This window comes from Paraburkholderia sp. CI2, assembly GCF_014201055.1.
Taxonomy (GTDB): domain Bacteria; phylum Pseudomonadota; class Gammaproteobacteria; order Burkholderiales; family Burkholderiaceae; genus Paraburkholderia; species Paraburkholderia tuberum.
In genome coordinates, this window is record NZ_JACHDL010000033.1 from 25,972 (window position 1) to 51,091 (window position 25,120).

Genomic DNA, 25,120 nt, shown 5'->3' on the forward strand with positions numbered 1-25,120 from the left:
CCACGATAAAAGGGCCGTTGCCCCCTCTGTGCGCCGGATCGTCAAGGTTCGCCAAACGCGTCCTGCTGCATTCGCACCCCCTCTCGCCAAAGGCAATTGCAATTCGACAGGCGCCACTGTACCTGGTCGCGCATCGGTCGGCATCACGCGAAGGTGTGCCACCCTCCGCTGTCGTGACGAACGAAATACGCACACAACCAGGCGCGGAAAGCGCGCAGATGAACCAGCCGATTCCTTTATCCGACCCGCCCAAACCGCCCGACCCGCCGTTGCCATGCTCCCCATTGTGATCGCCGACGATTCGCTGCTCGCCCGCAAGTTGCTCACGAAGGCACTGCCGCCCGACTGGGCAGTCGACGTGTCCTACGCGACGAACGGGCACGAGGCGCTCACGCTGTATCGCGAGGGCAAGGCATCGGTGATGTTCCTCGACCTGACGATGCCGGACATGACCGGCTACCAGGTCCTCGAAGCGTTGCAGCACGAGGACCTCAACACCTTCGTGATCGTCGTTTCCGCCGACGTGCAGCCGCTCGCCCAGCAGCGCGTGCGCGAGCTCGGCGCGATCGCGTTCATCGCCAAGCCGGTGACGCCGGAGGCGGTCCTGCCCATCCTCAAGGAGTACGGCTTGTATGTCTGAGCCCGCCTTCACCGAAGACCAGCGCGACGCGCTACAGGAAATCGCCAATCTCGCGATGGGCCGGGCCGCGACGCGGCTCGCGGGCCTGCTCGATTCGTTCATCGAACTGTCGGTGCCGCGCGTGCGGATGGTCGCGGTGAGCGACGCGGCGCGCACGCTGCGCGAGATGACCCATATCGACGACACGGTCAGCGCGGTGCGCCAGGGCTTTCGCTCGGACATCAAGGGCGAGGTGCTGGTGATCTGTCGCAGCGACAGCATCGCGCAGCTGTGTTCGCTCGTCCGCGACCCGTACGCGCGTTCGAGCTACGAGGAGGTCGGCGAGCGCGAACTGATGCTCGACGTCGCGAACCTGCTGTCCGGCGCGTGCGTGTCGTCGATACTCGACCAGCTCGGCCGCACGCCGGTGTTTTCCGCGCCGGGCATGCTCGGCGACACGCTGACGCTCGACGAAGTGTTCCAGCCCGGCGTGCTGCAATGGCAGGTGGCGCTGCTCGTCGAAGTGAATTTCGCGCTCGAACATCAGAGTTTTCGCGCGCATCTGGTGATGCTGATGGCCGAAGAATCAATCCGTCACATGAACGAAGCGCTCGATGCGCTGCTGTCCAGTATATGAACGTCTCCGTGGAATCGTTGAGCGACCTCGTGGTCGAGCGGGTCGGTTTTGGCATCTTCGTGCTCGACCGTGAACTGAACGTGCTGATGTGGAATCGCTTCATGCAGGACCATAGCGGCCTGTCGGCGGAGCAGGTGGTCGGCCGCTCGATCTATCAGAACTTTCCGGAGCTGCCGCGCGTGTGGCTGTCGCGCAAGATCGAGAGCGTGTTTCAGCTCGGCAGCTTTGCGTTCAGCTCGTGGGAGCAGCGCCCGTATCTGTTCAAGTTCGATCACGACCGGCCGATCACCGGTGGGGTCGACTTCATGCAGCAGGACTGCACGTTCATGCCGCTGATGCGCGGTCGTGAAGTGGTGGCCGTGTGCGTGACGATCTCCGACGTGACGCATGTGAGCATCGTGCAGCGCGAACGCGAGGAGGCAGTTGCGAAGCTGCAGGAGTACGCGAATCGCGACGGACTGACCGGCATCGCGAACCGGCGCTTTTTCGAAACGCGGCTGCGCGACGAGTTCACGCGCTGGCAGCGCTACGGCGGCGAGATGTCGATGTTGCTGTTCGACCTCGATCACTTCAAGAAGATCAACGACCAGTTCGGTCATGGCGTCGGCGATACGGTGCTGCGTGTGATGGCGCAGCGCGTCGCCGGCGTGGTGCGCGCGCAGGACACGTTCGGGCGCTTCGGCGGCGAAGAGTTCGCGCTGCTGCTGCCGTGCACGCCGCTCGACGACGCGATGCTGGTGGCGGAGAAGATCCGTCGCGTGATCGAGGAAACGCCGGTGGAGCTGATCGGCACCAGCGTGCCGGTCACGGCGAGCCTCGGCGGCGCGACGGCGCGCGCCGGGGTGCCCGCCTACGACGTGCTGATCAACGAGGCCGACGCGGCGCTCTATAGCGCAAAGCGTCAGGGCCGCAACTGCGCGGTCGCGTTCCGGCTCGCGGGAGCCTGATTCGCTAGCGGGCGCGGCGCGGTCGAGGCCGCCGCGCCGCCCCCGGCGGCCCTCCTTCCCGTCCCCCTATTGACCGGCGAAACTGCGGTCACCGGCAAAGATTGCTATACTTTTCGCCGTTTCCGGCCGCCCAGCCGGATGTTTCGCGCGTGTCCGCGCGCGCGGGCCCACTGCCCTGCGGGTCGGCATAAAAACCTCTTTGAACGCCTTTCAGCGGGCGCCTCCAGCGGAGATCGTCTTGGCTGTTTCCAATCTTGTCGTGGACGATACTGAAATCGACGCCGCTGCCGCCACGTCCGGCAGCTCGTTTTATCTTGCGATGCGCATCTTGCCGGCGGCGCAGCGCGATGCGATGTACCAGGTCTACGCCTTCTGCCGCGCCGTCGACGACATCGCCGACAGCGACCTGCCGCGCGCCGAGCGCGCGGCAGGGCTGGAGCAATGGCGCGCCGACCTCGACGCTTGCTACGCCGGCCAGCCGCGCGCGTCGCTGCGCGCGCTGACGCGGCACATTCACACGTTTCATCTGCAACGCGAGGATTTTCACGCAATGATCGACGGCATGGCGATGGATGCCGCCGCCGACATCTGCGCGCCCGACGACGCCACGCTCGACCTCTATTGCGACCGCGTCGCGAGCGCGGCCGGCCGTCTGTCGGTGAGGATATTCGGGATGCGTGACGAGCCGGGCCGGCTGCTCGCGCACCATCTCGGCCGCGCGCTGCAGCTCACCAACATCCTGCGCGATATCGACGAAGACGCCGTCATCAACCGCTGCTATCTACCGCGCGAGCTGCTCGCGCGCGAAGGCATCGCGGCCACGGACCCGCGGCAGATCGCTGACGATCCGACGCTGCCGCGCGTCTGCGCGACGCTCGCCGAGCGCGCGAAGCAGCACTTCGCCGAGTCCGACGCGATCATGGATCGCGAGCCGCGCGCTCAGGTGCGCGCGCCGCGCATCATGTCGGGCGTCTATCGCGTGCTGCTCGAGCGCGCGCTGGAGCGCGGCTTCGACGTTCCGCGCACGAAGGTCCGCAAGCCGAAGCTGCGCCTGCTGTGGATCGTCGCGCGTTACGCGCTTTTCTGAGCTGATGTCGAAGCTCGTCCACGTGGTCGGCGCGGGCGTGGCCGGGCTCGCCGCCGCCGTGCAACTGCAGCGGCGCGGCGCGCGGGTCGTGCTGCACGAAGCGCAGGATCACGCGGGCGGCCGCTGCCGTTCGTACTACGACGCGAAGCTTGGTGCGACGCTCGACAGCGGCAATCACATCGTGTTGTCGGCCAATGCCGCGACGCTCAACTACGTGCGCGCGATCGGCGCCGCCGACGAACTGGTCGGCCCCGCGCAGCCCGAGTATCCGTTCGTCGATCTGGCCACGCGTTCGCGCTGGAGCGTGCGTCTGTCGCCGGGGAGTTTGCCGTGGTGGATTTTCGATGCGCACGCGCGCGTGCCGAACACGGGCCCGACCGATTACCTGTCGCTCGTGCCGCTGCTGTTTGCGAAACCGGGCCGCAGCGTCGCGCAGACGATGCGCTGTCACGGTCCGCTGTGGGAACGGTTGCTGCGGCCGCTGCTGCATGTGCTGCTGAATCTGGAGCCGCGCGACGCCTCGGCCGAACTGACCGGCGCGCTCGTGCGCGAAACGCTGTTCGCGGGCGGGCTCGCGTGCCGGCCGCTGGTCGCGCGTAATGGTCTTGGCAGCGCGTTCGTCGATCCGGCGCTGCGTCTGCTGCAACATGGCGGCGCGACCATCCGGCTCGGTTCGCGTCTGCGCGACATCACGTTCGCGGCCGACCCGGCCCGTGTGCAGGCGCTGCATTTCGACGATGAGAGCATCGCGCTCGGCGCGAACGAGGCGGTGATTCTCGCGCTGCCGCCCGAAGCCGCGGTGGCTCTCGTGCCGGGCCTGCGCGCGCCGACGCGTTTCGCGGCCGTGCTCAACGTGCATTTCGCGGTCGAGCCGCCGTTCGGCCTGCCGCAGATCACCGCGCTGCTGAACGGAACGGCCGAATGGCTGTTTGCGTTCGACGAGCGCCTGTCGGTGACGCTCAACGGCGCCGAGCGGCTCGTCGACACGCCGCATGACGTGCTGGCAGCGACCGTCTGGGCCGAGGTCGCGCAGGCGGTCAATCTGCCGGTCGCGCCGCTGCCGCGCTGGCAGGTGGTGATGGAATCGCGCGCGACGTTTGCCGCGCTGCCCGCGCAGGAGACATTGCGGGCGGGCACGCGCACTCGCTGGAACAATTTGCTGCTCGCGGGCGACTGGACGGCCACCGGCCTGCCCGCGATGCTCGAAGGCGCGATCCGCTCCGGCCGGAAGGCCGCGGATACGCTGCTGAATCAACCGATGGAACGCAGATGAACGACTTATCTCACACCCAGCCGCTCGACGCGGCGCTGCCCGAAGCCGCCGATGCGGCGCCGGACCTGGCCGAAGCTGCCGTGGTTGCCAACGCGCCCGCCGTGGCGGACGCATTGGCAACCGCAACGCCGGCGCCCGTGCAGGGCGGGAACGCGCTCGACGCATCGATCACGCGCGCGACCGATGCGATCCTGGCCGCGCAGCAGCCGGACGGCCATTGGGTCTACGAACTCGAAGCCGACGCGACGATTCCGGCCGAATACGTGTTGCTGGTCCACTATCTCGGCGAAACGCCGAACCTCGAACTCGAACAGAAGATCGCCCGTTATCTGCGCCGCATCCAGTTGCCGAACGGCGGCTGGCCGCTCTTCACCGACGGCGCGCTCGACATCAGCGCGAGCGTGAAGGCGTACTTCGCGCTGAAGATGATCGGCGACCCGGTCGATGCCGAGCACATGGTGCGCGCGCGCGACGCGATCCTCGCGCACGGCGGCGCGGAACACGTGAACGTGTTCACGCGAATCCTGCTCGCCCTCTTTGGCGTGGTGTCGTGGCGCGCGGTGCCGATGATGCCGGTCGAGATCATGCTGCTGCCGGTGTGGTTCCCGTTCCATCTGTCGAAGGTGTCGTACTGGGCGCGCACGGTGATCGTGCCGCTGCTGGTGCTCAACGCGAAGCGGCCGCTAGCGCGTAATCCGCGCAAGGTGCGCATCGACGAGCTGTTCCGCGGCGCGCCGGTGAACACCGGCATGAACGAGCGCGCACCGCATCAGCACGCGGGCTGGTTCGGCCTGTTCCGTTGTGTCGATTCGGTGCTGCGCGCGGTCGATGGCCTGTTGCCGAAGGCGACCCGCGAGCGCGCGATCCGCGCGGCGGTCGCGTTCGTGGACGAACGGCTGAACGGCGAGGACGGCCTCGGCGCGATTTTCCCGGCGATGGCCAACTCGGTGATGATGTACGACGGTCTCGGCTATCCGGCCGATCATCCGCATCGCGCGATCGCTCGCAATTCTCTCGACAAGCTGCTCGTCATCAAGGACGACGAAGCCTATTGCCAGCCGTGTCTGTCGCCGGTGTGGGATACGTCGCTCGCCGCGCACGCTTTGCTCGAAACCGGCGAAGCGCGCGCCGAACAGGCGGCCGAACGCGGGCTCGCGTGGCTGCGTCCGCTGCAGATTCTCGACGTGCGCGGCGACTGGATTTCGCGCCGCCCCAAGGTGCGGCCGGGCGGCTGGGCGTTCCAGTACAACAACGCGCATTTCCCGGATGTCGACGATACCGCGGTGGTCGCGATGGCGATGCACCGCTCGGCGGCGCTCACGCAATCCGATGTCGATCGCGAAGCAATTGCCCGCGCGCGCGAATGGGTGGTCGGCATGCAAAGCAGCGACGGCGGCTGGGGCGCGTTCGAACCGGAAAACACGCAGTACTACCTGAACAACATTCCGTTCTCGGACCACGGCGCGCTGCTCGATCCGCCGACCGCGGACGTGTCGGGCCGCTGTCTGTCGATGTTCGCGCAGATCGGCGAGCTGCCGCAAAGCAGCGAGCCGGCGCGGCGCGCGTTCGACTACATGCTCCAGGAGCAGGAGTCGGACGGCAGCTGGTACGGCCGCTGGGGCCTGAACTACATCTACGGCACATGGACCGCGCTGTGCTCGCTGAACGCGGCCGGCATGCCACACGACGACCCGCGCATGCGGCGCGCGGTGCAATGGCTCGTGTCGATCCAGAACGACGACGGCGGTTGGGGCGAGGGCGGCGAGAGCTACAAGCTCGACTATCGCGGCTACGAGCGTGCGCCGAGCACCGCGTCGCAGACAGCCTGGGCGCTGCTCGGGCTGATGGCGGCGGGGGAGGTCGATCACGAGGCGGTGGCGCGCGGTATCGACTATCTGCAGCGTGAGCAGCGCGAGCATGGGCTGTGGGACGAAACCCGGTTTACCGCGACCGGCTTTCCGCGCGTGTTTTATCTACGCTACCACGGCTATCGCAAGTTCTTCCCGCTGTGGGCGCTCGCGCGCTTCCGTCATCTGAAGCGCAATGGGCTCACGCGCGTCACGGTCGGGATGTGACGGATGTCCGTGTCGATGACGCCGTCCGTGGGGACGGGCGATAGCAGCTTGCCGGTGATCGTCGTGACGGGCATGGCGTTCGAGGCGCGCATCGCACGCGGCGACGGCAGCGTGCGCGTCGAAGTCGTGTACGCGGCGCGCGCCGATCTGCTCGAGCGCGCGCTGAACGCGGCGGTCGCTCGCGGCGCGGCGGGGATCGTCAGTTTCGGCACGGCGGGTGGGCTCGCGCCGGATCTGCAGCCGGGGGCGCTGATCGTCGCGGATGCCGTGCATGGGCCGTTCGGGCGTATCGACACGGATCGGCAATGGGCGGAGCGGATTGCCGCCGCCGTGACCAACGTCAGGACGGCCGAAGGGCTCGCGGGACGTCTGCGCCGTGGCGCGATGGCGGCAGTCGCCGCGCCGCTGATCACCGCCGAAGAGAAACGCGCGCTGCACGAATCGACCGGCGCGCTCGCGGTGGATATGGAATCGCACATCGCTGGCGCGACCGCTGCCGCTCACGGTCTGCCGTTCGCCGTGTGTCGCGCGATCGTCGATCCGGCCTGGCGCACGCTGCCGCCGGCCGCGACCGCTGGTTTGCGCGACGACGGCAGCACCACCCTCGGGCCGATTCTGCGCGAATTGCTGCGGCAGCCGTCGCAACTCGGCGCGCTGCTGCGACTCGCCGGTGATGCGCGCGCCGCGCGGACTACGCTGGTCGAGGCGCGGGAGGCTTTGGGGAAGGGCGGCGCGCTGCGGATCGCGGGCGTCAGCAGTTGAGCGACGGGGATGGCGGTTAGCCATCCCGACTGCGTCTGGGGCCGGCAGCAAGTCGCTAGCGTGTGCGTGACTCACCCCTGGAGCGGCGACTCGAGTCTTCGCCCAGGTCCCTTAGGCGGTTGCGCAGCCGCTGGTTATCTGCGTAAAGCCCCGCAAACGCCAGTATGAACAGTAGCAGCGGAAACCACTGGCCGCTGTAGCGAATCAGCGCCCATGCGATCGCCGCACAGGCGATAGCGGCGAGCAGAAGCGCCACTTTATCGACGATCCAATTCATACCAATTCCGCTCGATGGAGCGCCAGACAGGCGTAGTGCCGGCGCGCTGGCCTGTTTGTCAGCACTTCCGGATGGCGATGGATGAATGCCAGCATCGACTCTGGAACGACCAATCCGAGGCGGCCCGCTGCAATTCGCGCAGTGACCGCCGCGCTGCTGGTGCCGCACGTTATCGCAGCCTTGGTCGCGACGATCAGCGAACCGATGCATGCACCGACGTAGAACGCCGCACTTAGCGCGCCGGCGACGGATAGCGCCTCGAGTGTCGTTGTTGCTCCAATCAACTCGGCAACCGTTGCACTAGGACCAGGTTTGCTGCAAATGCACTTCCAAAGTTGCCACAAGTAACCGAATTCATAAATTGTCTGCTACGCCGTAGTCGGGGGATGCCAACTTTAGGTACCGACAGAGCTTGAACCAATCAGCGACTTCTTAAAAATTGCCGGGACAGTGATGGACGTGCTGCCCCTAGCCATCGCCCGAAGCGGTTGACCACTAGCGGTGGTCCATCGTGGGCCCCCAAGACTATCAGCACGGTTAATTATGCAATTTTGAAATACTAGGGAAAACCCCTACTTTTGGTACAATGCTAGTGTTAACCCTTAGGTTCCGGCGCATGACGCGCCCGCCCGGGAGCCTCAGACACGGAGTACCAAATGAATTTCCACACGAGAAAATGGGTCAAGCCCGAAGACCTGAATCCCAACGGGACATTGTTCGGCGGCAGCCTGCTACGCTGGATCGACGAAGAAGCCGCGATCTACGCGATCTCTCAGCTGGACAATCAGCGCGTCGTGACGAAGTTCATGTCAGAGATTAACTTCGTCAGTTCGGCACGCCAGGGCGACATCATCGAACTGGGCATGACCGCCACGCATTTCGGACGCACGTCGATCACGCTGCGCTGCGAAGTGCGCAACAAGATCACACGCAAGAGCATTCTGACGGTCGAGAAAATGGTATTCGTCAATCTCGACGAAAACGGCGATCCGGTGCCACATGGCCGCACGCGTATCCGTTATGCGGACGAGCAGTTCGCTCACTATCGCGCGAACTCCAAGCCAGTGCCGCAAACGGCACCAGTCGCGGCGGTCGAGGAAGATCGGGGCGCGGCGCGCAGCGAGGTCGAGAGCCTGCACTGAGCGGGTTGCAGCGATGCCCGCGGGCTTGGTCGGGCGACGTTTGGCTGTACTTCCACGCGGGGCACCCATCGAGGGCGCCCGCTGTGCCTTGGAGCGCTGGATCGACTTGCCCAGATCCCCTGGAGCGCTATTGCGGGGCCGACGCCGGTTCAGCAGGCACGGCTGGCGTAGCGCCCGCGCCACTGTCACCCGGATCGGTGTAGTTCGGCAGATCCCCGCTGGGCGCGTTGGTCGCTCCACCGGAAGCCCCATTGGGCGCCGGCGAGGACTCACCCGGATCGGAGTAATTCGGCAGGCCGCCCGCCGGCGCGCCTGCCGCTGGGGCAGCAGCCGGGCCCGTATCGCCGTGATCGTCGTAGTTCGGCAGCGGCAGAGGGTTATTGCTCGTGCCGCGCAGCCGCGCGAGGCGCTGCTGCAAAAAGGCATCACGAACGAACGAGTACTTGTCGAGCGCAGCCTGCTCCAGAAGGCTGGTCGCGCCGAGCAGATCCGAACGTGTGCTCACGAACTGCAGCACGTACAGCGGATTGCGGGTCGCGGGTTCGATATAGTTCAGCGGATTGAACTTCACATCGACGACGAGCCCCATGCTGTCGCGCACCGTGCTCGGCCCGAACAGCGGCAGCACCAGATACGGACCCGACGGAATGCCCCAATGCCCGAGCGTCAGACCGAAGTCCTGATGATGCTTGGGCAGGCCGGCCGGCGTCGCCCAGTCGAGCAGGCCGCCAATACCAAACACCGAGTTGAACGCGAAGCGCATGATGTCTTCGGTCGCATCGGTGATCTTCAGTTGCAGCAGCGCGTTTGCGGCGTTGGTGAGGTCGCCGAGGTTCGAGAAGAAATTGCTGACGGCGGTGCGCAGCGGCTGCGGCGTCACTTTCTGGTAGCCCTTCGCGACCGGCACCGCGATATAGCGATCGACTCCGTCATTGAAATTGAAGATCACCCGGTTCACCGGCTCGAACGGATCGCCCGGCTTGCGATCCGGAGCGGTCGCGCAGCCAGAAATGAGACCCGCGGCGGTGAGCGCCAGCGCGGTGTTACGCAGCTTCATGCTTATATTCCTTTTTGCTTCCCGCGACGTTGACGCGGCTTGCCCATCAGCACCGGCTGGAAAACCACCGCTCCGATCAGCGTGCAGAACAGCGAAAGCACGAGCAGCCTCCCCATGCTGGACGTGCCCGGATGGTGCGACAGCCACAGGCTACCAAACGCGGTGGCTGTTGTGGCGGCGCTGAACAGCACCGCATGCGTGAGGCTCGACTGCAACAGGCCGGTCTGGCCGTGGCGCCACGCCATCACGAAGTAGATCTTGAACGCGACGCCGACGCCGAGCATCAGCGGCAGCGCGATGATGTTCGCGAAGTTCAGCGGCATGCCGAATACCACGCACAGTTCGAGCGTGACGATCGCGGACACCAGCAGCGGCACCAGCGTGCGCAGCACGTCGCCGACACGGCGCAGCGCGATCCACAGCAGCACGGCGATCGACAGCAGCGCATAGACGGCCGCCTGCAGGAACGCCTTGATGATCGTGTCGGCCGAATGCAGGATCGAGATCGGTCCGCCGATCGCGCCCGGCTCCGCCCTCTTCACCGCGTGCGCGAAGCGCGCGAGCATCTGGTCGTCGTTTGGATCGACGCCGGGCGGCACCTTCGGCGCGATATCGACGAGCGCATGACCGCCCTTGCCGATCCACATCGCGGTGATGCCTGGCGGCAGGGTCTGCTGGGTTATTTCGGTCGGCTGCAGAAGGTTCTCAAGCTGCTTCAAGGCGATGCGCAGCGTGTCGGACATCGCGACTTCGGCTCGGTCGCGCGTGGCGGCGTCGGCGGCGGCGAGCTTTTGCAAGGTCGCGGACAGGTGCTGCGCGTCCGCCGCGCCCGGGCCCGGATGGTCCTCGGCCGCGAGCGACAACTGATTCGCCGCGCGCTTCAATGCGGCGACGCGCAACTCGTCGGTGGCTTGCGGCGCGGGCTGCTGTTGCAGCGCCGGCAGCAGCTGTTGCGCGGCGCTCGCGATCAGCATCATCTTCTGCTGCTGGTCGGCCGGCACGAAGGTGCTCAACGTGTTCACGCGGCCCACTTCCGGCAGCTTGCGCAGTCGCTCGGCCATCGCGTTGGCGTCGGCAAGCGACGGCGCCAGCGCCTGCACGTTGTTCACCGCGGCTTCGGGCGAATCCTTCAGCGACAGCAACGTTGCCATCGACTCGGTGTGCGGGTCCTTCAGATGCAGGGGATTGAAGTCGAAACGCAGGTGCGTGAGCAGCGGTGTCGCGCCGATCACGACGAGCAGCGTGCCGATCAACACCGGCTTGCGATGGCGGTCGAGGAAGTCGTCGACGGGCTCGAGCTGCTTGAAACCGGGCGAGGCGACTTCGCCCGGCGGATTGAAGAGCTTCAGCAGCGCTGGCAGCAAGGTCATGTTGGTGAAGTACGCGACGAACATGCCGACGCCCGCGATCTGGCCAAGCTCCGACACGCCGCGATAAGCGGTCGGCAGGAACGAGAAGAAGCTCAGCGCGACTGCCACGGCCGCGAGCGTGAGCGGCACGCCGATGCTGTGCGCAGTGTGCATCAGCGCGGCCGACAGCCGGTCGTCGCGGTTGCGCTCCTCGCGATACTTGACGCCGAACTGCACGCCGAAATCGACGCCGAGCCCGACGAACAGCACCATGAACGCGACCGAAATCATGTTGAGCGCGCCGACCATCAACAGGCCGAGCGCGGCCGTAATCGCGAGGCCGACGAACAGCGTGATGAACACGGCCGCGATCATGCGGCCCGAGCGCAGCGCGAGCCACAGAATGATCAGGACGACGATGAAAGTGCCGATGCCGTTCAGCACCGCACCGTCCTGCACTGACGCGAACTCCTCGTCGGCGAGTGGCTGCTCGCCGGTCAGGCGGATCGTCGCACCGTAGCGCTCCTGGAGATGCAGCGAGACCGCGGTTGCGCGAATCGCCCTCGACGCGCTCGCGCCCGGCTCCAGCGCGTCGTAGTTGACGACCGGATGCACGACGACAAACGAACGCGCCGGATCGGTGGCGGTGCTTTTATCGACGAGAGCGCGCCACGAGAACGCGGCGGGCTGGCCGGCCAGCACGCGATCGAGCGTGTTCGCGCTTTGCGCAAGCAGCCGGCTCATGTCAGGGAGTTTGACCTGGCCGAGTTGCAGCGGCAGCAGCAGGGTCGTAGTCAGCGTGCCGGCGAGACCGGTCAGGCTCGGATCATGCGCAAGTTGATTGACGAGCGGGCGCGACTGCACGAGTTGCGAGGTGGTGGACATCACCTCGTCGGTGGACAGAAACAGCAGGCCGTTGTGTTCGAAGAAGGGGCCGCCGGCGGGCTGCGAGACCGACGTGAACTCCTTCGGATCGGCTCTGAGCGCGGCGGTCAGCGCGTTGGCGGCGGCGTCGGCGAATTCGGGCGCGCGCGCCTCGACCACCACCAGCACGGTGTCGCCACGGTCGGGGAAGGCGGCGTCGAGCGCGTTCTGGACTGCCGCCCATTGCTTGTCGGTCTCGATGAGACGGCTGATGTCCGTGTTGATCTTGAAGTTATGCGCGACGTATATGCCGCTCAGGACAGCGAGCACGATCGACAGCGCGATGATCCTCAGCGGATGACGCACCGAATACGCGACGAGACGGACGATAGATGACTTCAGCATGTAGGCGGACGTGGCCTTATCACGGGTGTTGTTTTTGACGAAGGTGCATAAGTATACAGAGCCCGGGCAAGCAAGCCCGACTTCGGTAGCAAGTACGGCTCCTGACGGCTTCGTCCGGATGGGAACGTAATCCCCGCTATACTGGTGTACCTCTCTTTAGCCGCGGGGCTGCGGCCCGTCGGCGCTACTTCTTTCGAGTCATGACAAGCGTATGAAACGATATCTGACTGCTTTTGTGGCTGCGGCCGTGGTATCCACGGCGGCGTTTGCGCAGAGCGCACCCGACGCGGTGGTAAAAAGTGCAGTCCAGGGCACGGTGACTGCAATGAAGGCTGACCCGCAGGCGCGCGGCGGCGACATGGCGAAGATCACCGAGGTCGTCCAGACGCACTTCCTGCCCGCCACCGACTTTCAGCGCACCACACGTATCGCGGTAGGCAAGCCGTGGGCGACCGCGACGCCGGAGCAGCAGAAGCAACTGTACGAGCAGTTTACGCTGCTGCTCACGCGTACCTATGCCGCATCGCTGTCGCAACTGCGCGACCAGGACGTGAAGTTCCAGTTTGCGCCGGTCAGCGTGCAAGGCGGCGCGACCGACATCGTCGTGCAATCGCACGTGATCAGCAACGGCGGCGATGACTCGATCGACTACCGGCTCACCAAGGGGCCGTCGGGCTGGAAGATCTACGACATCAACATGATGGGCGCGTGGCTGATCCAGGTGTATCAGACGCAGTTCGCCGACCAGATCGCCAAAGGCGGCATCGACGGGCTGATCAAATTCCTGACCGCGCATAATGCGCGCGGCGCGTAAGCGGGTCGGTCGACAGAAGTTTCAATCGGTAAAAGAAAAGCGCGGTGGCCTTGATTGGCCACCGCGCTTTTTTTCGAGCTGCTTGCGCTAACGATCAGGCGCAATAGAGGGCGGCGCGCGGCCGCTCTCCTGTCGAACGCCTCAGTGCGCGGCCGTCGCGGTCTCCACCTTCTTGCCCTTGCCGGCGCGCGTGATTTCTTCGAGCTTGATCTCGACGTGACGCGAGAACACGTACTCGGCGGGACGCTGCTTGTCGAGCGGAATGTCCTGCGCGAACGCGCCCGTGGTTTTCGGGCCGCGCATGCTGACCTTCAGCGCCTTCAGCGGATGCGCAACCGTGTCCATCACGGCCGTCGCTTCGAAACCGCAGTGGACCATGCAGTCCGCGCACTTCTCGTAGTTGCCGGTGCCGTACTTGTCCCAGTCCGTGGTTTCCATCAGTTCCTTGAAGGTCTTCACGTAGCCTTCGCCGACCAGATAGCACGGTTTTTGCCAGCCGAACACGGTACGCGCCGGGTTGCCCCACGGCGTGCATTCGTAGGTCCGGTTGCCCGCGAGGAAGTCGAGGAACATCGCCGACTGGCTGAACGACCAGTTCTTGCCGTTGTTGCCGCGCTTGAAGATTTCGCGGAACAGCTGCTTGGTCTTGTCGCGGTTCAGGAAGTGCTGCTGATCCGGCGCGCGCTCATACGCATAACCCGGCGATACCGTGATGCCGTCGACGCCCATCGGGCCCAACGTGTCGAAGAACTTCGCCACGCGTTCCGGCTGCGCGTCGTTGAACAGCGTGCAGTTGATGTTGACGCGGAAGCCGCGGCGCTTCGCTTCGCGGATCGCGGCCACGGCCTTCTCGTACACGCCTTCCTGCGACACCGAGTGATCGTGCGCTTCCTTGTCGCCGTCAAGGTGAACCGACCACACGAAGTACGGATTCGGCTCGTAGTCGTCCATCTTCTTTTCCATCAGCAGCGCGTTCGTGCACAGGTACACGAACTTCTTGCGCGCCATGATGCCCTTGACGATCTGCGGCATTTCCTTGTGCAGCAGCGGCTCGCCACCCGCGATCGACACGACCGGCGCACCGCATTCGTCGACGGCCTGCAGGCATTCTTCCAGCGACAGACGCTGGTTCAGAATCGGATCCGGATAGTCGATCTTGCCGCAGCCATTGCAGGCGAGATTGCAGCGAAACAGCGGCTCCAGCATCAGGGCGAGCGGATAGCGTTTGTTGCCGGAGAGATGCTGGCGCATGATGTATGCGCCGACGCGGACTTTCTGTAGCAGCGGAATAGACAAGGCGTCCTCCTTAAACTTCGCGTGCAGCGAGTGGTTGCATCAGTTTCGATGGCAACTTGAATTCGACTTTTTCTTCACGGCCCGCCATCGTCGTGACATCGACGGGCCCCAATGCGCGTAGCGCATCGATTACGTTTTCGACCATTTCTTCGGGCGCCGACGCGCCGGCCGTGATGCCGACCGTGTGCACGTTGGCGAACCATTCCGGCTTCACTTCGGAGCCGTCGGCGACTAGGTAGCTCGCCACGCCGCTCTCGCTGCCGATTTCGCGCAGCCGGTTCGAGTTCGAGCTGTTGGTCGCGCCGACCACCAGCAGTACATCGACCTCTTTGCTCAATTCGCGCACCGCCGCCTGGCGGTTCTGCGTTGCATAGCAGATGTCGCGCGTGTCGGGACCGACCATGTCGGTAAAGCGGCGCAGCAGCGCGTCGATGATGCCGCGCGTGTCGTCGACCGACAACGTGGTTTGCGTCACGTAGGCGAGCGGCGCATCGACCGGCAACTCGAGTTTCGCGACTTCTGCCTCGCTCTGCACGAGCAGCACCGTGCCGGGGATCTGGCCGATCGTGCCTTCCACTTCGGGATGGCCGGCGTGGCCGATCAGGATCAGCGTGCGGCCGGCGGCCACGTACTGACGACCCTGTACGTGCACCTTGGTCACGAGCGGGCAGGTTGCGTCGAGCACGTCGAGGCCGCGCGCTTCGGCATCACGTTCGACGGTCTGCGCAACACCATGCGCGCTGAATATCGCGACGGCACCTTGCGGCACTTCATCGAGTTCCTCGACGAAACGCGCGCCCTTCTGGCGCAGATTGTCGACCACGTGACGGTTATGGACAATCTCGTGGCGGACATACACGGGCGCGCCGTGTTGCTGTAACGCACGATCGACGATTTCGATTGCGCGGACAACGCCCGCACAAAAGCCGCGGGGCTGAGCAAGGATGACTCGCATAAGTTGGCGAACTCCGACTAACGCGGGTTTCGAAGAAGTCGTGAAACTGACTTTATCGCCGCGCTCATCTTGATTAGTTGACGTCTTGAGCCCCGGCGACCGGCCGGTACAGCAAAACCAAACGCGCATTCTAACGCTATCGGGGCCACTTTGCTTTTTGCTGTGGCCCGTGTGTTGGCCGCTTGCCGCAGCCGCCGGGCCGTGCGGACGACCGGGGCGGCGAGCGTTACAACGATGTAAGGAGTCAGCGCGGGATTGCCTCGTAACGCGCCCGACCATGACCGCACACTGCACCGTCACGGCGGAACCCTTAAACTACCGATCCTTGCCGCGCGGACATCGCGCTGTATTACAGAATGGTTTCGAGGCTCGCTGGATGGACGTCGATCAGCACGAAAACTTTCCGATCGCGAGCGTGTTGCTGCCTAAGGCCCTACGCGCGCCTGTCGGTATTATCTATCAGGTCGTGCGCACTGCGGCCGATATCTCCGCCGAAGGCCAGTGGAGCGCCGCCGAGCGGCATGCCCGGCTGGCCGATTTCCGCGCCGGCCTCGACGCGATCGCGCAACGGCGCGCCGCGCCCGTGCATGCGCTGTTGTTCGGCAAGCTCGCTGGCGTGATCGCGCAATACGAGCTGCCGCTCGAACCGTTCTACGATCTGCTCGACGGCTGCGCGCAGGACATCGATACGAATCGCTATGCGGATCGCGCCGCGCTCGTCGACTATTGCCGCCGCTCGGCGCATCCGGTCGGGCATCTGCTGCTGCATCTGGTTGGGGCGGCGACGCCGCACAATCTTGCCGACGCCGACGCGATCTGCACGGCGTCGCAGCTGATCAGCTTCTGGCTCGACGTCACCGCCGACTGGCAACGACAGCACGTGTACCTGCCGCAAGCCGATTTGCGCCGCTTCGGCGTGACCGAGGCGCAGATTGCCGATGGTGTCGTCGACGATGCGTGGCGCGCGCTGATGGCGTATGAAATCGCGTTCGTGCGCGCCACGCTGGTCCGCGGCGCACCGCTCGCGCTGCGCATGCCGGGGCGGCTCGGCATCGAGCTGTGCGCCGCGGTGCATGCAGGCTTTCGGTTTCTCGAGCGCATCGAGCGCGCGGATCACGATGTGTTCCGCGCGCGCCCAGTCCTCAATCTGTTCGACTGGTGCGTGGTGGCGGGGCGCACCCTGAAAATGCGACTATCCAGACGCGTCGGCATGGCGGCGCGCTCAATCGAGGGTAATGCTTAATGGCGGCGGTCCTGTTCGTTCTTTCGTGTGTTTCCCTGCTGATCTGGTGCGTGCTGCTGTTCGCGCGTGGCGGCTTCTGGCGCGCGCGCCCCGCCGCGCCGCTGGCCATCACGGCGCGCGACGCATGGCCGGCCGTCGCGGCCGTCGTACCGGCGCGCAATGAAGTCGACGTAATCGCCGAGGCGGTCACGTCGCTGCTCGAGCAGGACTATGCAGGCGCGTTCCACGTGATCGTCGTCGACGATCACAGCACCGACGGCACCGCCGACGCCGCGCGTGCCGCAGCGCTGCGGCTGCAATGTCCGGAGCGCCTCACCGTGCTGAGCGCGAAGCCGTTGCCCCCAGGCTGGTCCGGCAAGGTGTGGGCGCAGTCGCAGGGCATCGAAGCGGTGCGCACGCTCGATCTGCCGGCCGAATTCCTGTTGCTGACCGATGCCGACATCGGCCACCCCGCCGAGGCGTTGACGCAGCTCGTCGCGCGCGCGGATGCCGAAAAGCGCGACCTCGTCTCGCTGATGGTCCGGCTGCGCTGCGATTCGTTCTGGGAAAAGGCGCTGATTCCGGCCTTCGTGTTCTTCTTCGCGAAGCTGTATCCGTTCGCGTGGGTCAACAATCCACGCAACCGCACCGCGGCCGCGGCGGGCGGCTGCATGCTGGTGCGCCGCGCGGCGCTCGAGGAAGCGGGCGGCATCGAGTCGATCCGCGCCGAGCTGATCGACGATTGCAGTCTTGCCGCGCGCATCAAGCATCGTGGCACCGGCCGTCATCCGATCCGGCTTGATGTGGCGGCGAAGAGCGTGTCGCTGCGTCCCTACGATAGCTGGCGCGACATCTGGAACATGATCGCGCGCACCGCGTTCACGCAGCTGCGCTACTCGCCGCTGCTGCTCGCGGGCACGCTCGTCGGCATGGCGATCATCTATCTGTTGCCGCCGGTCGCGGCGTTGATCCTCGGGCCGCTCGGCTGGCCGGCCTGGATCGCGTGGGCGGCAATGTGCTGCGCCTATGCGCCGATGCTCGTCTACTACCGGCGCTCGCCGCTGTGGGCGCCGTTTCTGCCGCTCGTGGCGCTGTTCTATGTCGGCGCAACGTTCGCATCGGCGGTGCGCTACTGGCGTGGCAAGGGTGGGCAGTGGAAGGCGCGCGTGCAGGCGCCGGTGCAGGAGCGCTGAAGTCTGTCGATGGCCGATGCGCTCGTCGGTTGCAGAAGGCAGACGTAAAAAAAGCGGCTCCAGGCCGCTTTTGTTATGTACGCGCGTTTCATCACGCGTTCGTCAGCATCATGTACATCTGGATCACGATGTCCGGCGAGAATGTGAACGGCACCCAGCCGTGGCCGGTGTGGCGCATCACCAGCAAGCGGTCGCCGTTCGACTGCTTCTGCACGGCCATCATCGGATTCTTCGTCGAGACGAATTGCCAGCCCGGCGGGATGCCTTGCGGCTGCTCCGGCGTCATCGACGCCCGTGCGTTCGACAGTTCCTCGATCAGCCGGCTGATCTGGTCCGGGCGTAGCGCGACGGTCTGGTCGCCGATCGTCATCGTGATTTCGTCGCGCGCGGGGCGGTTGATTTCGAGCGTCGGCTGGAATTGCGGGGCGGCCGGCGTATCGATCGCTTCGGCGTGCGTTTCTGCGTTTGCTTCGGTGCTCGCGGGCTGTTCCGCTGCCGCTTGCGCCGCTGCTTCGTGCGCGGCATGCTCCACCGCCGCGGGCGATGCCGCAGCGTCAGCGCTTGTCTCGGGAGTGTTCTCGGCCTGCGTGGCCACGACAGCCTGAATGAGCTGATCGACGCCCATTTCCAGCGCGCCGAGCTGTTCGTGAAGATTCATGCGAGGTTTCTCAGGTAGGACCCGCGATTTTACCTGCTGCGCGCGGGCTTGGACCCGTCGCCGGCGCGGGACTTGTAACAAAATGCTGACGGCCGCTGTTCAGCCCTTCACTTATCCCTTGATCACCGCTTCAGATACCCCGCCTGCCGGAACCATTCGAGCGCATCGGCGAGCCCCTCGCGATAAGGCCGCGCCCGATACCCCAGCTCGCGTTCCGCCTTCGCCGACGTGAAATACATCTTGTTCTTCGACATCTTCAGCCCGTCGACGGTGACGAAAGGTTCGCGCTTCGTGAACTTGGCGACCGCTTCCGCGCCCATCGCGAGCGGATACAACGGCCAGCGCGGCAGGCTCAGTGTCGGTGCCTTGCGGTCGGTCAACGCCGCGATATCGGCGAGCATCTGCTGCAACGGCAGATTTTCGCCGCCCAGAATATAGCGCTCGCCGATCTTGCCGCGTTCGAGCGCAAGGAAATGACCGGCGGCGACGTCGTCGACGTGCACGAGGTTCAGCCCCGTATCGACGAATGCGGGAATCTTGCCGAGCGCCGCCTCCAGAATGATGCGCCCCGTGGGCGTCGGTTTCACGTCGCGCGGGCCGATCGGCGTCGATGGATTGACGATCACCGCGGGCAGACCGTCCTCGGCGACCATGCGCTCGACCGCGCGCTCGGCGAGCACCTTGCTGCGCTTGTAGACGCCGATCGCCTGGTCGGCGCGAAGCGGCGAGGTTTCGTCGGCGGACTGGCCGGAGCTCGTCACCTTCAGCGTGGCGACGCTGCTCGTATATACGATGCGTTCCACACCTTCCTTCAACGCCGCGCGCATCGTCGCCTCGGTGCCTTCGAGATTCGCGCGCTCGATTTCGCCGGGGTCCGGCGCCCACAGTCGATAATCGGCGGCCACATGTAGCAGATAGCGCACGCCGCGCAGCGCGTTGCGCATGGATGCTTCGTCGCGCATGTCGCCGACGACGATTTCCGCGTCGAGCGATTCGACGTTCTTGCGCGGACTCGTCGCGCGCACCAGCACGCGTACGCGAAAGCCCTTGCTCTGCGCGATGCGCGCCACCGACGAGCCGACGAAGCCGGACGCGCCGGTCACGAGCACGAGATCGCGATGCTGTTCGGTCATTCTGTTTCCATTTCCTGCGTGACGGTCGACGGATTGTACGTGGCGCGCGCAAAGGATGGGCGTTGCCGAGCGCGCTCGCCGCGACGCGACTAGAATGCCGGCTTGAAAGACTGTCAGGCATTAAAAGGAGGTAGCGGCATGGCCCCGGATCTGGATGAGCGGATCGAAACGTATTACGCGCGGGTGCGCGGCACCGTGCAGGGCGTTGGCTTTCGCCTTGCGACGGTGCGCCAGGCGCACGCGCTCGGCATCAAGGGATGGGTCGCGAATCTCGACGACGGTTCGGTCGAGGCGATGTTGCAGGGACCGGCCAATCAGATCGACCGGATGTTGTCGTGGCTGCGTCACGGACCGCCGGCGGCGCGCGTGACCGAAGTGAGCGGCGAGGAGCGCGTGACGGACAGGCGTTACGAGCGCTTCGAGCAGCATTGAGCTCGAGCTGCGCGAGTTAAAAAAGCGGCGCGCCGACCAGAGGAGGGCGCGCCGCTTTTTCGTTTATGACTTTATCGGCCGTTATTTGCCGCGTGGTCAGCGCTTACCGGGCCACCAACAAACTCTCCGCGAATCCCCACTCGTCCTCGATCCATTGATGGCTGCACACGAAGCCGGCGCCATCGGCGATCGCGGGCAATTCTTCCGCGCGATACTTGTGGCTGCTTTCGGTCCAGATCGTCTCGCCTTCCTTCAGCGACACCGTCAGCTTTGCGGCGCGCACGTGAGCGGTGATATCGCGCTTCGCGCGCAGATGCATCTCGATGCTGCGCGCGTCCGGATTGAAGCGCGCGACGTGCTCGAACTCATCGAGCGGAAAGTCGCCGTCGAGTTCGCGGTTGACGCGCGCGAGCAGGTTCAGATTGAACGACGCGGTCACGCCGATCGCGTCGTCGTAGGCTGCGACCAGCACCGGCGTCGGTTTGATCAGATCGGTGCCGAGCAGCAACGCGTCGCCGGGCGCGAGCATGTTGCGGATCTCGCGCAGAAAACGCGTCGCCGCGAGCCTGCCGAAGTTGCCGATCGTGCTGCCGAGGAACAGCACGAGCAAGCGGTCGCCGGGCGCGCGCTGCCGGCTCACTTCGGCGAGACCGGCCAGATAGTCGCGCTCATAACCGACGATCGAAATCCGCTCGATGTCACCGAGTTCGCGCCGGCACAACTGCAACGCACTGCGCGAAATTTCAATCGGGCAGTAGGAAGTAGGGCGTTTTTTACACAGCGCCTCGAGAATGCGCCGCGTTTTACGGCCGCTGCCGCTGCCGAGTTCGGCGACCGTGACGTCATGCGGCAAATGCTCGACGATGTCGGCCGCGTGCTTCGCGAGCAGACGTTCTTCGGCGCGCGTGACGCCATATTCCGGTAATACGGTAATCACTTCAAAAAGTGCGGAACCGACCTCGTCGTACAGATACTTCGACGGCAGCTCTTTTTGCGGCGTATGGGTGAGGCCGGCGTACACGTCGGCGGCGAAGGCGCGACGCAGTTCGGAAGGCGAGTTGCTGAGCGATAGGGCTGGCTGGGTCATGCTGGCTCCAGTAGTCACATTCGATGAGCGGGATTGCTGCCGGGCGGTGGCATGCGCGATGAAACGCAGTTGAGGCATGCCGTGGGCGAGATGCGCGGGCGGTGATTCGTGGCGGCCTGACAGACTGCGCTCGAGGCTGCATTCGCCGATCCGGCTCGTGGGTGCTGCACGTTGCGTGCCGCTGTGGACGTCGTTGTCGCGAGTGGTGCGGCCACAGCGTGCAATACTTGGGTAGCAAGATTCGCGCGCGGCGAGGACGAGCCGGAAATGGCTTCGCCGGCCGCGGCGCACAGAGTTATGTTCTAGTGCATCGACGCGCGACGCGCACGACTAATTGCGGCCGACTGACGAAAAAGCGCAAGCCCGTTGGCGAATAACCCGTCTAGAATGCCCGTTTTCCTACGGTTTTGCACCGCCGCTTCAGAACAACAACGCAGCGTCTGCCGCTTTGCCTGCGTGGCCGCCTGCTCACGAGACATCATATTCATGACGACAACGAACGCCGCGAGCCTGCGTCGCGCGCCGCAAGCCCACGCGTCACACCGATCCCCGACCGCGCAATGAATCACAACGACTTCAGGCGCGGGATCGCATTGTCGGTCGGCGCGTCGGCGATGTTCGCATTATTGTCCGCTTACGCGACGCTGCTTAAACCGCTGTCGGGCCTCGACATCTTCGCGTGGCGCATCGTGTGGACCGTGCCTGGCGCGCTCCTGCTCGTCGCGCTGCGCAAGCGCCTGCCGATTCTGCGCGCGCTCGTTGTCCAAATGATGACGCGGCCGAAGCTCGGTGCCGCGATGGCCGTGGCTGCGGGCCTGCTCGGCGTACAGCTGTGGCTGTTTCTGTGGGCGCCGCTGCATGGGCGCATGCTCGAAGTATCGCTCGGCTATTTCCTGCTGCCGCTCGCGATGGTGCTGGTCGGGCGCTTCCACTATCGCGAGCGGCTCGACGCGTTGCAGTGGCTCGCGGTCGCGTGCGCGGCGGTTGGCGTTGCTCACGAACTGTGGGTGACGGGTGCGTTCTCGTGGCCGACGCTCGTCGTCGCGCTCGGTTATCCGCCTTATTTCGTGGTGCGTCGTCAGATCAATCAGGATTCGCTCGCGATGTTCACCGTCGAAATGGCGTTACTGCTGCCGGTGGCCGCCGTGTGCATTCTCAGCGGCGGCTCGCTGCAGGCGATCGCCGGCCGCGCCGAAATGTGGTGTCTGCTATTGCCGGGCCTCGGTGCGTTGAGCACGCTCGCGCTCGCTTCGTATCTGAAGGCGAGCCGACTGTTGCCGGTCGCGTTGTTCGGCATCCTCGGCTACGTCGAGCCGGTGCTGCTCGTGTTCGTGTCGATCACGCTGCTGCGCGAAACGCTGAGCGTCGCGCAACTCGCGACCTATGTGCCGATCTGGATTGCCGTCGCGCTAACCGCGCTGCACAGCGTGCGCTTCGTTCGGTTCGCGTCGAACTGAACTACGGCGCTCGCTCAGCGATGCGCGTCGGGCCTACCTCAGCCTCGATCGCATCGCGCAGCTCGGGGCGCCAGCCGACACCGAACAGCGCTTCGGCGAGCACGAATAGCGGGCCGATCAACAGGCCGATCACGTCGTCGACGAATGCCGGCTTGCGATGTTCGTAGGCCACGTGGCCGACGAACTGGAACACCCAGCCGACCACGAACAGCCCAATGCCGGTCGCGAGCCACACGAGCGTCGTTTGCGCGGCGATCCACTCGCCGAACCCGACACAGAGCGCCGAGACGCAGGCCATCAGCACGCCGAGCGGCACGTCGAGCGCGAGATAGTAGACGGTCGCCGCCACGAACAGCAGCCACGCCGGCGACAACGTGACCGGGAACATCCCGGCGCCAAACGACGGGCGGCTCAGCAACACCGCGAGCGCGAGCACGATCATCGGAATGCCGACGAAGTGCGTGGCGATATTGCGCCGGTCGCGATGGTAGGCCGCGTATTGCGTCAGTTGCTGCGTCAGCGTTCTCATCAGTGCCGCTCCTGTGTCAAAGTCAGCATAATCGCGGGCAGCGGATTTTCAAACCATCGGGTAGCCGACAATCAGCAACGACCGTCCACGGATACCGACCATGACAGCGCGTTCTTCATCGAAGGAGCTTGCCGGGCTGCTCGAACGCAGCGGGTGGTTTCGCGCCGCGCCAGCCGGGCTGCGGGTGCAATTGCTCGACGCGGGGCGCGTCGAATCTCTCGCGGCAGGTCAGCGGCTTTTCACGCGCGGCGCTGCCGACGACGGCCTGTACTGTGTGCTCGACGGCCTCGTCAGAATCGGCGCGGCGAGTTCGACCGGCAAGGAAGCGTTGCTCGCGGTGATCGAGCCGGTGAACTGGTTTGGCGAGATCGCGCTGTTCGACGATCGATCGCGCACCCACGACGCCTATGCCGAACGCGATACCGCGCTGTTTCATGTGCCGCGCGCGGCGCTCGCCGCGTTGCTCGAGCGCACGCCGGCTTACTGGCATGCGTTCGGTCTGCTGCTCGCGCACAAGTTGCGTCTGGCGTTCGAGGCGATCGAGGAAGCCGCGCTATTGCCGGCCGCACCGCGTGTCGCGCGGCGCCTGTTGCTGATGGCGGGCGGCTATGGCGAACCCGGCGCATTGCGCAACGCGCTGAAGGTCCCGCAGGAAGACCTGGCGATGATGCTCGCGTTGTCGCGGCAGACGATCAATCAGGTGCTCAAGCACTTCGAGACGCAGGGCGCGTTGAAGCTGCGCTATGCGGAGATCGAAATCGTCGATGCCGACAAGCTGCGTAAACAGGCTTTCGTCGAGCGCATTTAACGCGCGCTCGGGCGGCTGACGCGACGTTTCAATGGACCGATCGTCGCGGCGGGCAACGTGGTGAGCAGCATGTGCAACGTGAAGTGGAGATCTTCGCACGCGATGTCGAGTTGCACGCGGTCTTCTTCGCGCACGGTTTCCGTGTTGATTACGTAGACGCCGAGCGGCGAATGAAGCAGTGCGCGCAAGTGAGCGTGCGGCAGCGTCACGAGTAGAGCCGCGCGCGCCGACGGAAACGGAATGACGTTGCTGTGTTGAACCTGCTTGCTGGCAGGTTGCGGCGAGAGCTTGTCGAGCGATTGGGTAAGAGCCATGTGATGCGGCGTTCGTGCGACGCGATGGTGAATTGGAACAATTCGAGAGTAGTCGTCCGCGAGTAAAGACGGTGCAAAAATTCGCGCGTTTGTCGGCAAAAAGATACGACGGGGAATGACACGCGGCATAAAAAAAGGCGAGTCATAAGACTCGCCCTCCCTGAACGGCACAGTCCGGCTTCGATCAACTTCTATTTGAACAGCACCTGCATGGCCGGTCAGCGCCGAAACCGATCACGTGTTATTGCGTTTTGGTCGTGTCGGCTTGTGCGCCGTCGGCTTTCGCCGGGGCAGTGCTGGCCTCTTTCGCACTCTCCGTTTTAGTCTTCGCTGCGCTCGTTTCGACGGCATTTTTGGCCGTGGACTTGTGGGCCTTCTTCGTATGGGCGGAAGTCTTTTTCACGTGCTTTTGCGTAGCGGCTTCGGCAGGCGCTTTCGTTGCGGTCGCGCCGGCTTGTACCGCGGTGCCTGCCTTCAGATTCGCCTGGCCGGTGGCTGGCAACTGCGTGGTTTGCGCGGGTTGTGCGGCAGACGGTGCGGCCGTTTGAGCAAAGGCGGTCGACACGAGCAGTGCGGAAGCAACAGCGGCGAACAGCGTCTTCATGATGTGACTCCAGGTTGAATCGATGGATTCGTTTGTCGCGGCTGAATCATTTCAGCGCTGCCGGTTTAACGTAGGGCGGAATACAGGAGTTGACGCCGCGCTGGTGACAAAACGTAAGTAGTGC

Annotated in this window: 26 protein-coding genes; 15 read left to right on the plus strand and 11 right to left on the minus strand. The window is 65.0% G+C overall.

Going from position 1 to position 25,120, the window contains the following annotated elements:
* Nucleotides 1-274 precede the first annotated feature (274 nt).
* The 7 genes from HDG32_RS31800 (at nucleotide 275) to HDG32_RS31830 (ending at nucleotide 7,400) form a co-directional block, all read left to right on the plus strand.
* The gene (locus HDG32_RS31800) at nucleotides 275-640 is read left to right on the plus strand and encodes a response regulator (protein WP_090808122.1); all 366 of its coding nucleotides are present in this window, start codon (nucleotides 275-277) and stop codon (nucleotides 638-640) included.
* Nucleotides 633-1,256: a chemotaxis protein CheC gene (locus HDG32_RS31805; protein WP_184031036.1), complete on the plus strand. Its 624-nt coding sequence runs from the start codon at nucleotides 633-635 to the stop codon at nucleotides 1,254-1,256. Before HDG32_RS31800 ends, HDG32_RS31805 begins: the two co-directional genes overlap by 8 nt.
* Nucleotides 1,253-2,203 (plus strand): diguanylate cyclase, encoded by a 951-nt coding sequence (locus tag HDG32_RS31810; RefSeq protein WP_184073436.1) that lies wholly within the window; start codon nucleotides 1,253-1,255, stop codon nucleotides 2,201-2,203. Before HDG32_RS31805 ends, HDG32_RS31810 begins: the two co-directional genes overlap by 4 nt.
* Before the next feature lie 238 nt (nucleotides 2,204-2,441).
* On the plus strand, nucleotides 2,442-3,290 hold the full coding sequence (gene hpnD, locus HDG32_RS31815; protein ID WP_184073438.1) for a presqualene diphosphate synthase HpnD: 849 nt from the start codon (nucleotides 2,442-2,444) through the stop codon (nucleotides 3,288-3,290).
* A 4-nt stretch (nucleotides 3,291-3,294) separates the two neighbouring features.
* Complete coding sequence (gene hpnE / locus HDG32_RS31820; RefSeq protein ID WP_184073441.1) at nucleotides 3,295-4,563, plus strand: hydroxysqualene dehydroxylase HpnE; 1,269 nt, start codon at nucleotides 3,295-3,297, stop codon at nucleotides 4,561-4,563.
* On the plus strand, nucleotides 4,560-6,638 hold the full coding sequence (shc, locus tag HDG32_RS31825) for a squalene--hopene cyclase (protein ID WP_184073443.1): 2,079 nt from the start codon (nucleotides 4,560-4,562) through the stop codon (nucleotides 6,636-6,638). Before hpnE ends, shc begins: the two co-directional genes overlap by 4 nt.
* 3 nt (nucleotides 6,639-6,641) lie before the next feature.
* On the plus strand, nucleotides 6,642-7,400 hold the full coding sequence (locus HDG32_RS31830; protein WP_184073445.1) for a phosphorylase: 759 nt from the start codon (nucleotides 6,642-6,644) through the stop codon (nucleotides 7,398-7,400).
* 55 nt (nucleotides 7,401-7,455) lie between these two features.
* On the opposite strand, the gene HDG32_RS31835 is transcribed toward HDG32_RS31830, so the two are convergent.
* A complete protein-coding gene (locus HDG32_RS31835; protein ID WP_184073447.1) occupies nucleotides 7,456-7,677 on the minus strand; it encodes a hypothetical protein in 222 nt (73 codons plus the stop codon).
* Nucleotides 7,678-7,758: 81 nt separating this feature from the next.
* On the opposite strand from HDG32_RS31835, the gene HDG32_RS31840 reads away from it, so the two are divergent.
* Entirely contained in the window at nucleotides 7,759-7,899 is a 141-nt protein-coding gene (locus HDG32_RS31840) for a hypothetical protein (protein ID WP_184073449.1), read from the plus strand.
* 434 nt (nucleotides 7,900-8,333) lie between these two features.
* Nucleotides 8,334-8,819: an acyl-CoA thioesterase gene (locus HDG32_RS31845; RefSeq protein WP_090808106.1), complete on the plus strand. Its 486-nt coding sequence runs from the start codon at nucleotides 8,334-8,336 to the stop codon at nucleotides 8,817-8,819.
* A 127-nt stretch (nucleotides 8,820-8,946) separates the two neighbouring features.
* On the opposite strand, the gene HDG32_RS31850 is transcribed toward HDG32_RS31845, so the two are convergent.
* Both HDG32_RS31850 and HDG32_RS31855 read right to left on the minus strand, forming a co-directional pair.
* Nucleotides 8,947-9,876, minus strand: coding sequence for a VacJ family lipoprotein (locus tag HDG32_RS31850; protein ID WP_184073451.1), 930 nt, complete (start codon nucleotides 9,874-9,876; stop codon nucleotides 8,947-8,949).
* Nucleotides 9,877-9,878: 2 nt separating this feature from the next.
* Nucleotides 9,879-12,494, minus strand: a complete 2,616-nt coding sequence (locus HDG32_RS31855; RefSeq protein WP_184073452.1) for an MMPL family transporter — start codon at nucleotides 12,492-12,494, stop codon at nucleotides 9,879-9,881.
* Between the two features lie 211 nt (nucleotides 12,495-12,705).
* Here HDG32_RS31855 and HDG32_RS31860 point away from each other — a divergent pair, with 211 nt between their 5' ends.
* Nucleotides 12,706-13,308 carry a phospholipid-binding protein MlaC gene (locus HDG32_RS31860; RefSeq protein ID WP_184073454.1) on the plus strand — a complete coding sequence of 201 codons (603 nt, stop codon included), beginning with the start codon at nucleotides 12,706-12,708 and terminating at the stop codon, nucleotides 13,306-13,308.
* A 141-nt stretch (nucleotides 13,309-13,449) separates the two neighbouring features.
* Here HDG32_RS31860 and hpnH read toward each other — a convergent pair whose 3' ends face one another.
* Together hpnH and ispH are read right to left on the minus strand one after the other, a co-directional pair.
* Nucleotides 13,450-14,604, minus strand: coding sequence for an adenosyl-hopene transferase HpnH (hpnH, locus tag HDG32_RS31865; RefSeq protein ID WP_184030888.1), 1,155 nt, complete (start codon nucleotides 14,602-14,604; stop codon nucleotides 13,450-13,452).
* Between the two features lie 10 nt (nucleotides 14,605-14,614).
* The gene (ispH, locus tag HDG32_RS31870; RefSeq protein ID WP_090808097.1) at nucleotides 14,615-15,559 is read right to left on the minus strand and encodes a 4-hydroxy-3-methylbut-2-enyl diphosphate reductase; all 945 of its coding nucleotides are present in this window, start codon (nucleotides 15,557-15,559) and stop codon (nucleotides 14,615-14,617) included.
* A 376-nt stretch (nucleotides 15,560-15,935) separates the two neighbouring features.
* Between ispH and hpnC the strand changes: the two genes are divergently transcribed.
* Entirely contained in the window at nucleotides 15,936-16,802 is an 867-nt protein-coding gene (gene hpnC, locus HDG32_RS31875; protein WP_184073456.1) for a squalene synthase HpnC, read from the plus strand.
* Nucleotides 16,802-17,974, plus strand: a complete 1,173-nt coding sequence (locus tag HDG32_RS31880) for a glycosyltransferase (RefSeq protein WP_184073458.1) — start codon at nucleotides 16,802-16,804, stop codon at nucleotides 17,972-17,974. The genes hpnC and HDG32_RS31880 overlap by 1 nt, the downstream gene beginning before the upstream one ends.
* 91 nt (nucleotides 17,975-18,065) lie before the next feature.
* Here the strand turns inward: HDG32_RS31880 and HDG32_RS31885 are convergent, their stop codons facing one another.
* The gene (locus HDG32_RS31885; protein WP_184030878.1) at nucleotides 18,066-18,632 is read right to left on the minus strand and encodes a hypothetical protein; all 567 of its coding nucleotides are present in this window, start codon (nucleotides 18,630-18,632) and stop codon (nucleotides 18,066-18,068) included.
* Nucleotides 18,633-18,754: 122 nt separating this feature from the next.
* Nucleotides 18,755-19,765, minus strand: a complete 1,011-nt coding sequence (gene hpnA, locus HDG32_RS31890; RefSeq protein ID WP_184073459.1) for a hopanoid-associated sugar epimerase — start codon at nucleotides 19,763-19,765, stop codon at nucleotides 18,755-18,757.
* Nucleotides 19,766-19,903: 138 nt separating this feature from the next.
* Here hpnA and HDG32_RS31895 point away from each other — a divergent pair, with 138 nt between their 5' ends.
* Entirely contained in the window at nucleotides 19,904-20,197 is a 294-nt protein-coding gene (locus tag HDG32_RS31895; RefSeq protein WP_090808088.1) for an acylphosphatase, read from the plus strand.
* 103 nt (nucleotides 20,198-20,300) lie between these two features.
* On the opposite strand, the gene egtD is transcribed toward HDG32_RS31895, so the two are convergent.
* The gene (gene egtD / locus HDG32_RS31900) at nucleotides 20,301-21,284 is read right to left on the minus strand and encodes an L-histidine N(alpha)-methyltransferase (RefSeq protein ID WP_184052776.1); all 984 of its coding nucleotides are present in this window, start codon (nucleotides 21,282-21,284) and stop codon (nucleotides 20,301-20,303) included.
* Between the two features lie 560 nt (nucleotides 21,285-21,844).
* Here egtD and rarD point away from each other — a divergent pair.
* The gene (rarD, locus tag HDG32_RS31905; protein WP_184073461.1) at nucleotides 21,845-22,741 is read left to right on the plus strand and encodes an EamA family transporter RarD; all 897 of its coding nucleotides are present in this window, start codon (nucleotides 21,845-21,847) and stop codon (nucleotides 22,739-22,741) included.
* A gap of 1 nt (nucleotide 22,742) precedes the next feature.
* Here rarD and HDG32_RS31910 read toward each other — a convergent pair whose 3' ends face one another.
* Complete coding sequence (locus tag HDG32_RS31910; protein WP_090808084.1) at nucleotides 22,743-23,270, minus strand: DUF962 domain-containing protein; 528 nt, start codon at nucleotides 23,268-23,270, stop codon at nucleotides 22,743-22,745.
* Nucleotides 23,271-23,370: 100 nt separating this feature from the next.
* Between HDG32_RS31910 and HDG32_RS31915 the strand changes: the two genes are divergently transcribed.
* Nucleotides 23,371-24,078 carry a Crp/Fnr family transcriptional regulator gene (locus HDG32_RS31915; RefSeq protein ID WP_184073463.1) on the plus strand — a complete coding sequence of 236 codons (708 nt, stop codon included), beginning with the start codon at nucleotides 23,371-23,373 and terminating at the stop codon, nucleotides 24,076-24,078.
* Here HDG32_RS31915 and HDG32_RS31920 read toward each other — a convergent pair.
* The gene (locus HDG32_RS31920) at nucleotides 24,075-24,392 is read right to left on the minus strand and encodes a hypothetical protein (RefSeq protein WP_184073465.1); all 318 of its coding nucleotides are present in this window, start codon (nucleotides 24,390-24,392) and stop codon (nucleotides 24,075-24,077) included. The two genes, HDG32_RS31915 and HDG32_RS31920, sit on opposite strands and share 4 nt — an antisense overlap.
* A 241-nt stretch (nucleotides 24,393-24,633) precedes the next feature.
* Nucleotides 24,634-24,996: a hypothetical protein gene (locus HDG32_RS31925; protein ID WP_184073467.1), complete on the minus strand. Its 363-nt coding sequence runs from the start codon at nucleotides 24,994-24,996 to the stop codon at nucleotides 24,634-24,636.
* Nucleotides 24,997-25,120: the final 124 nt, after the last annotated feature.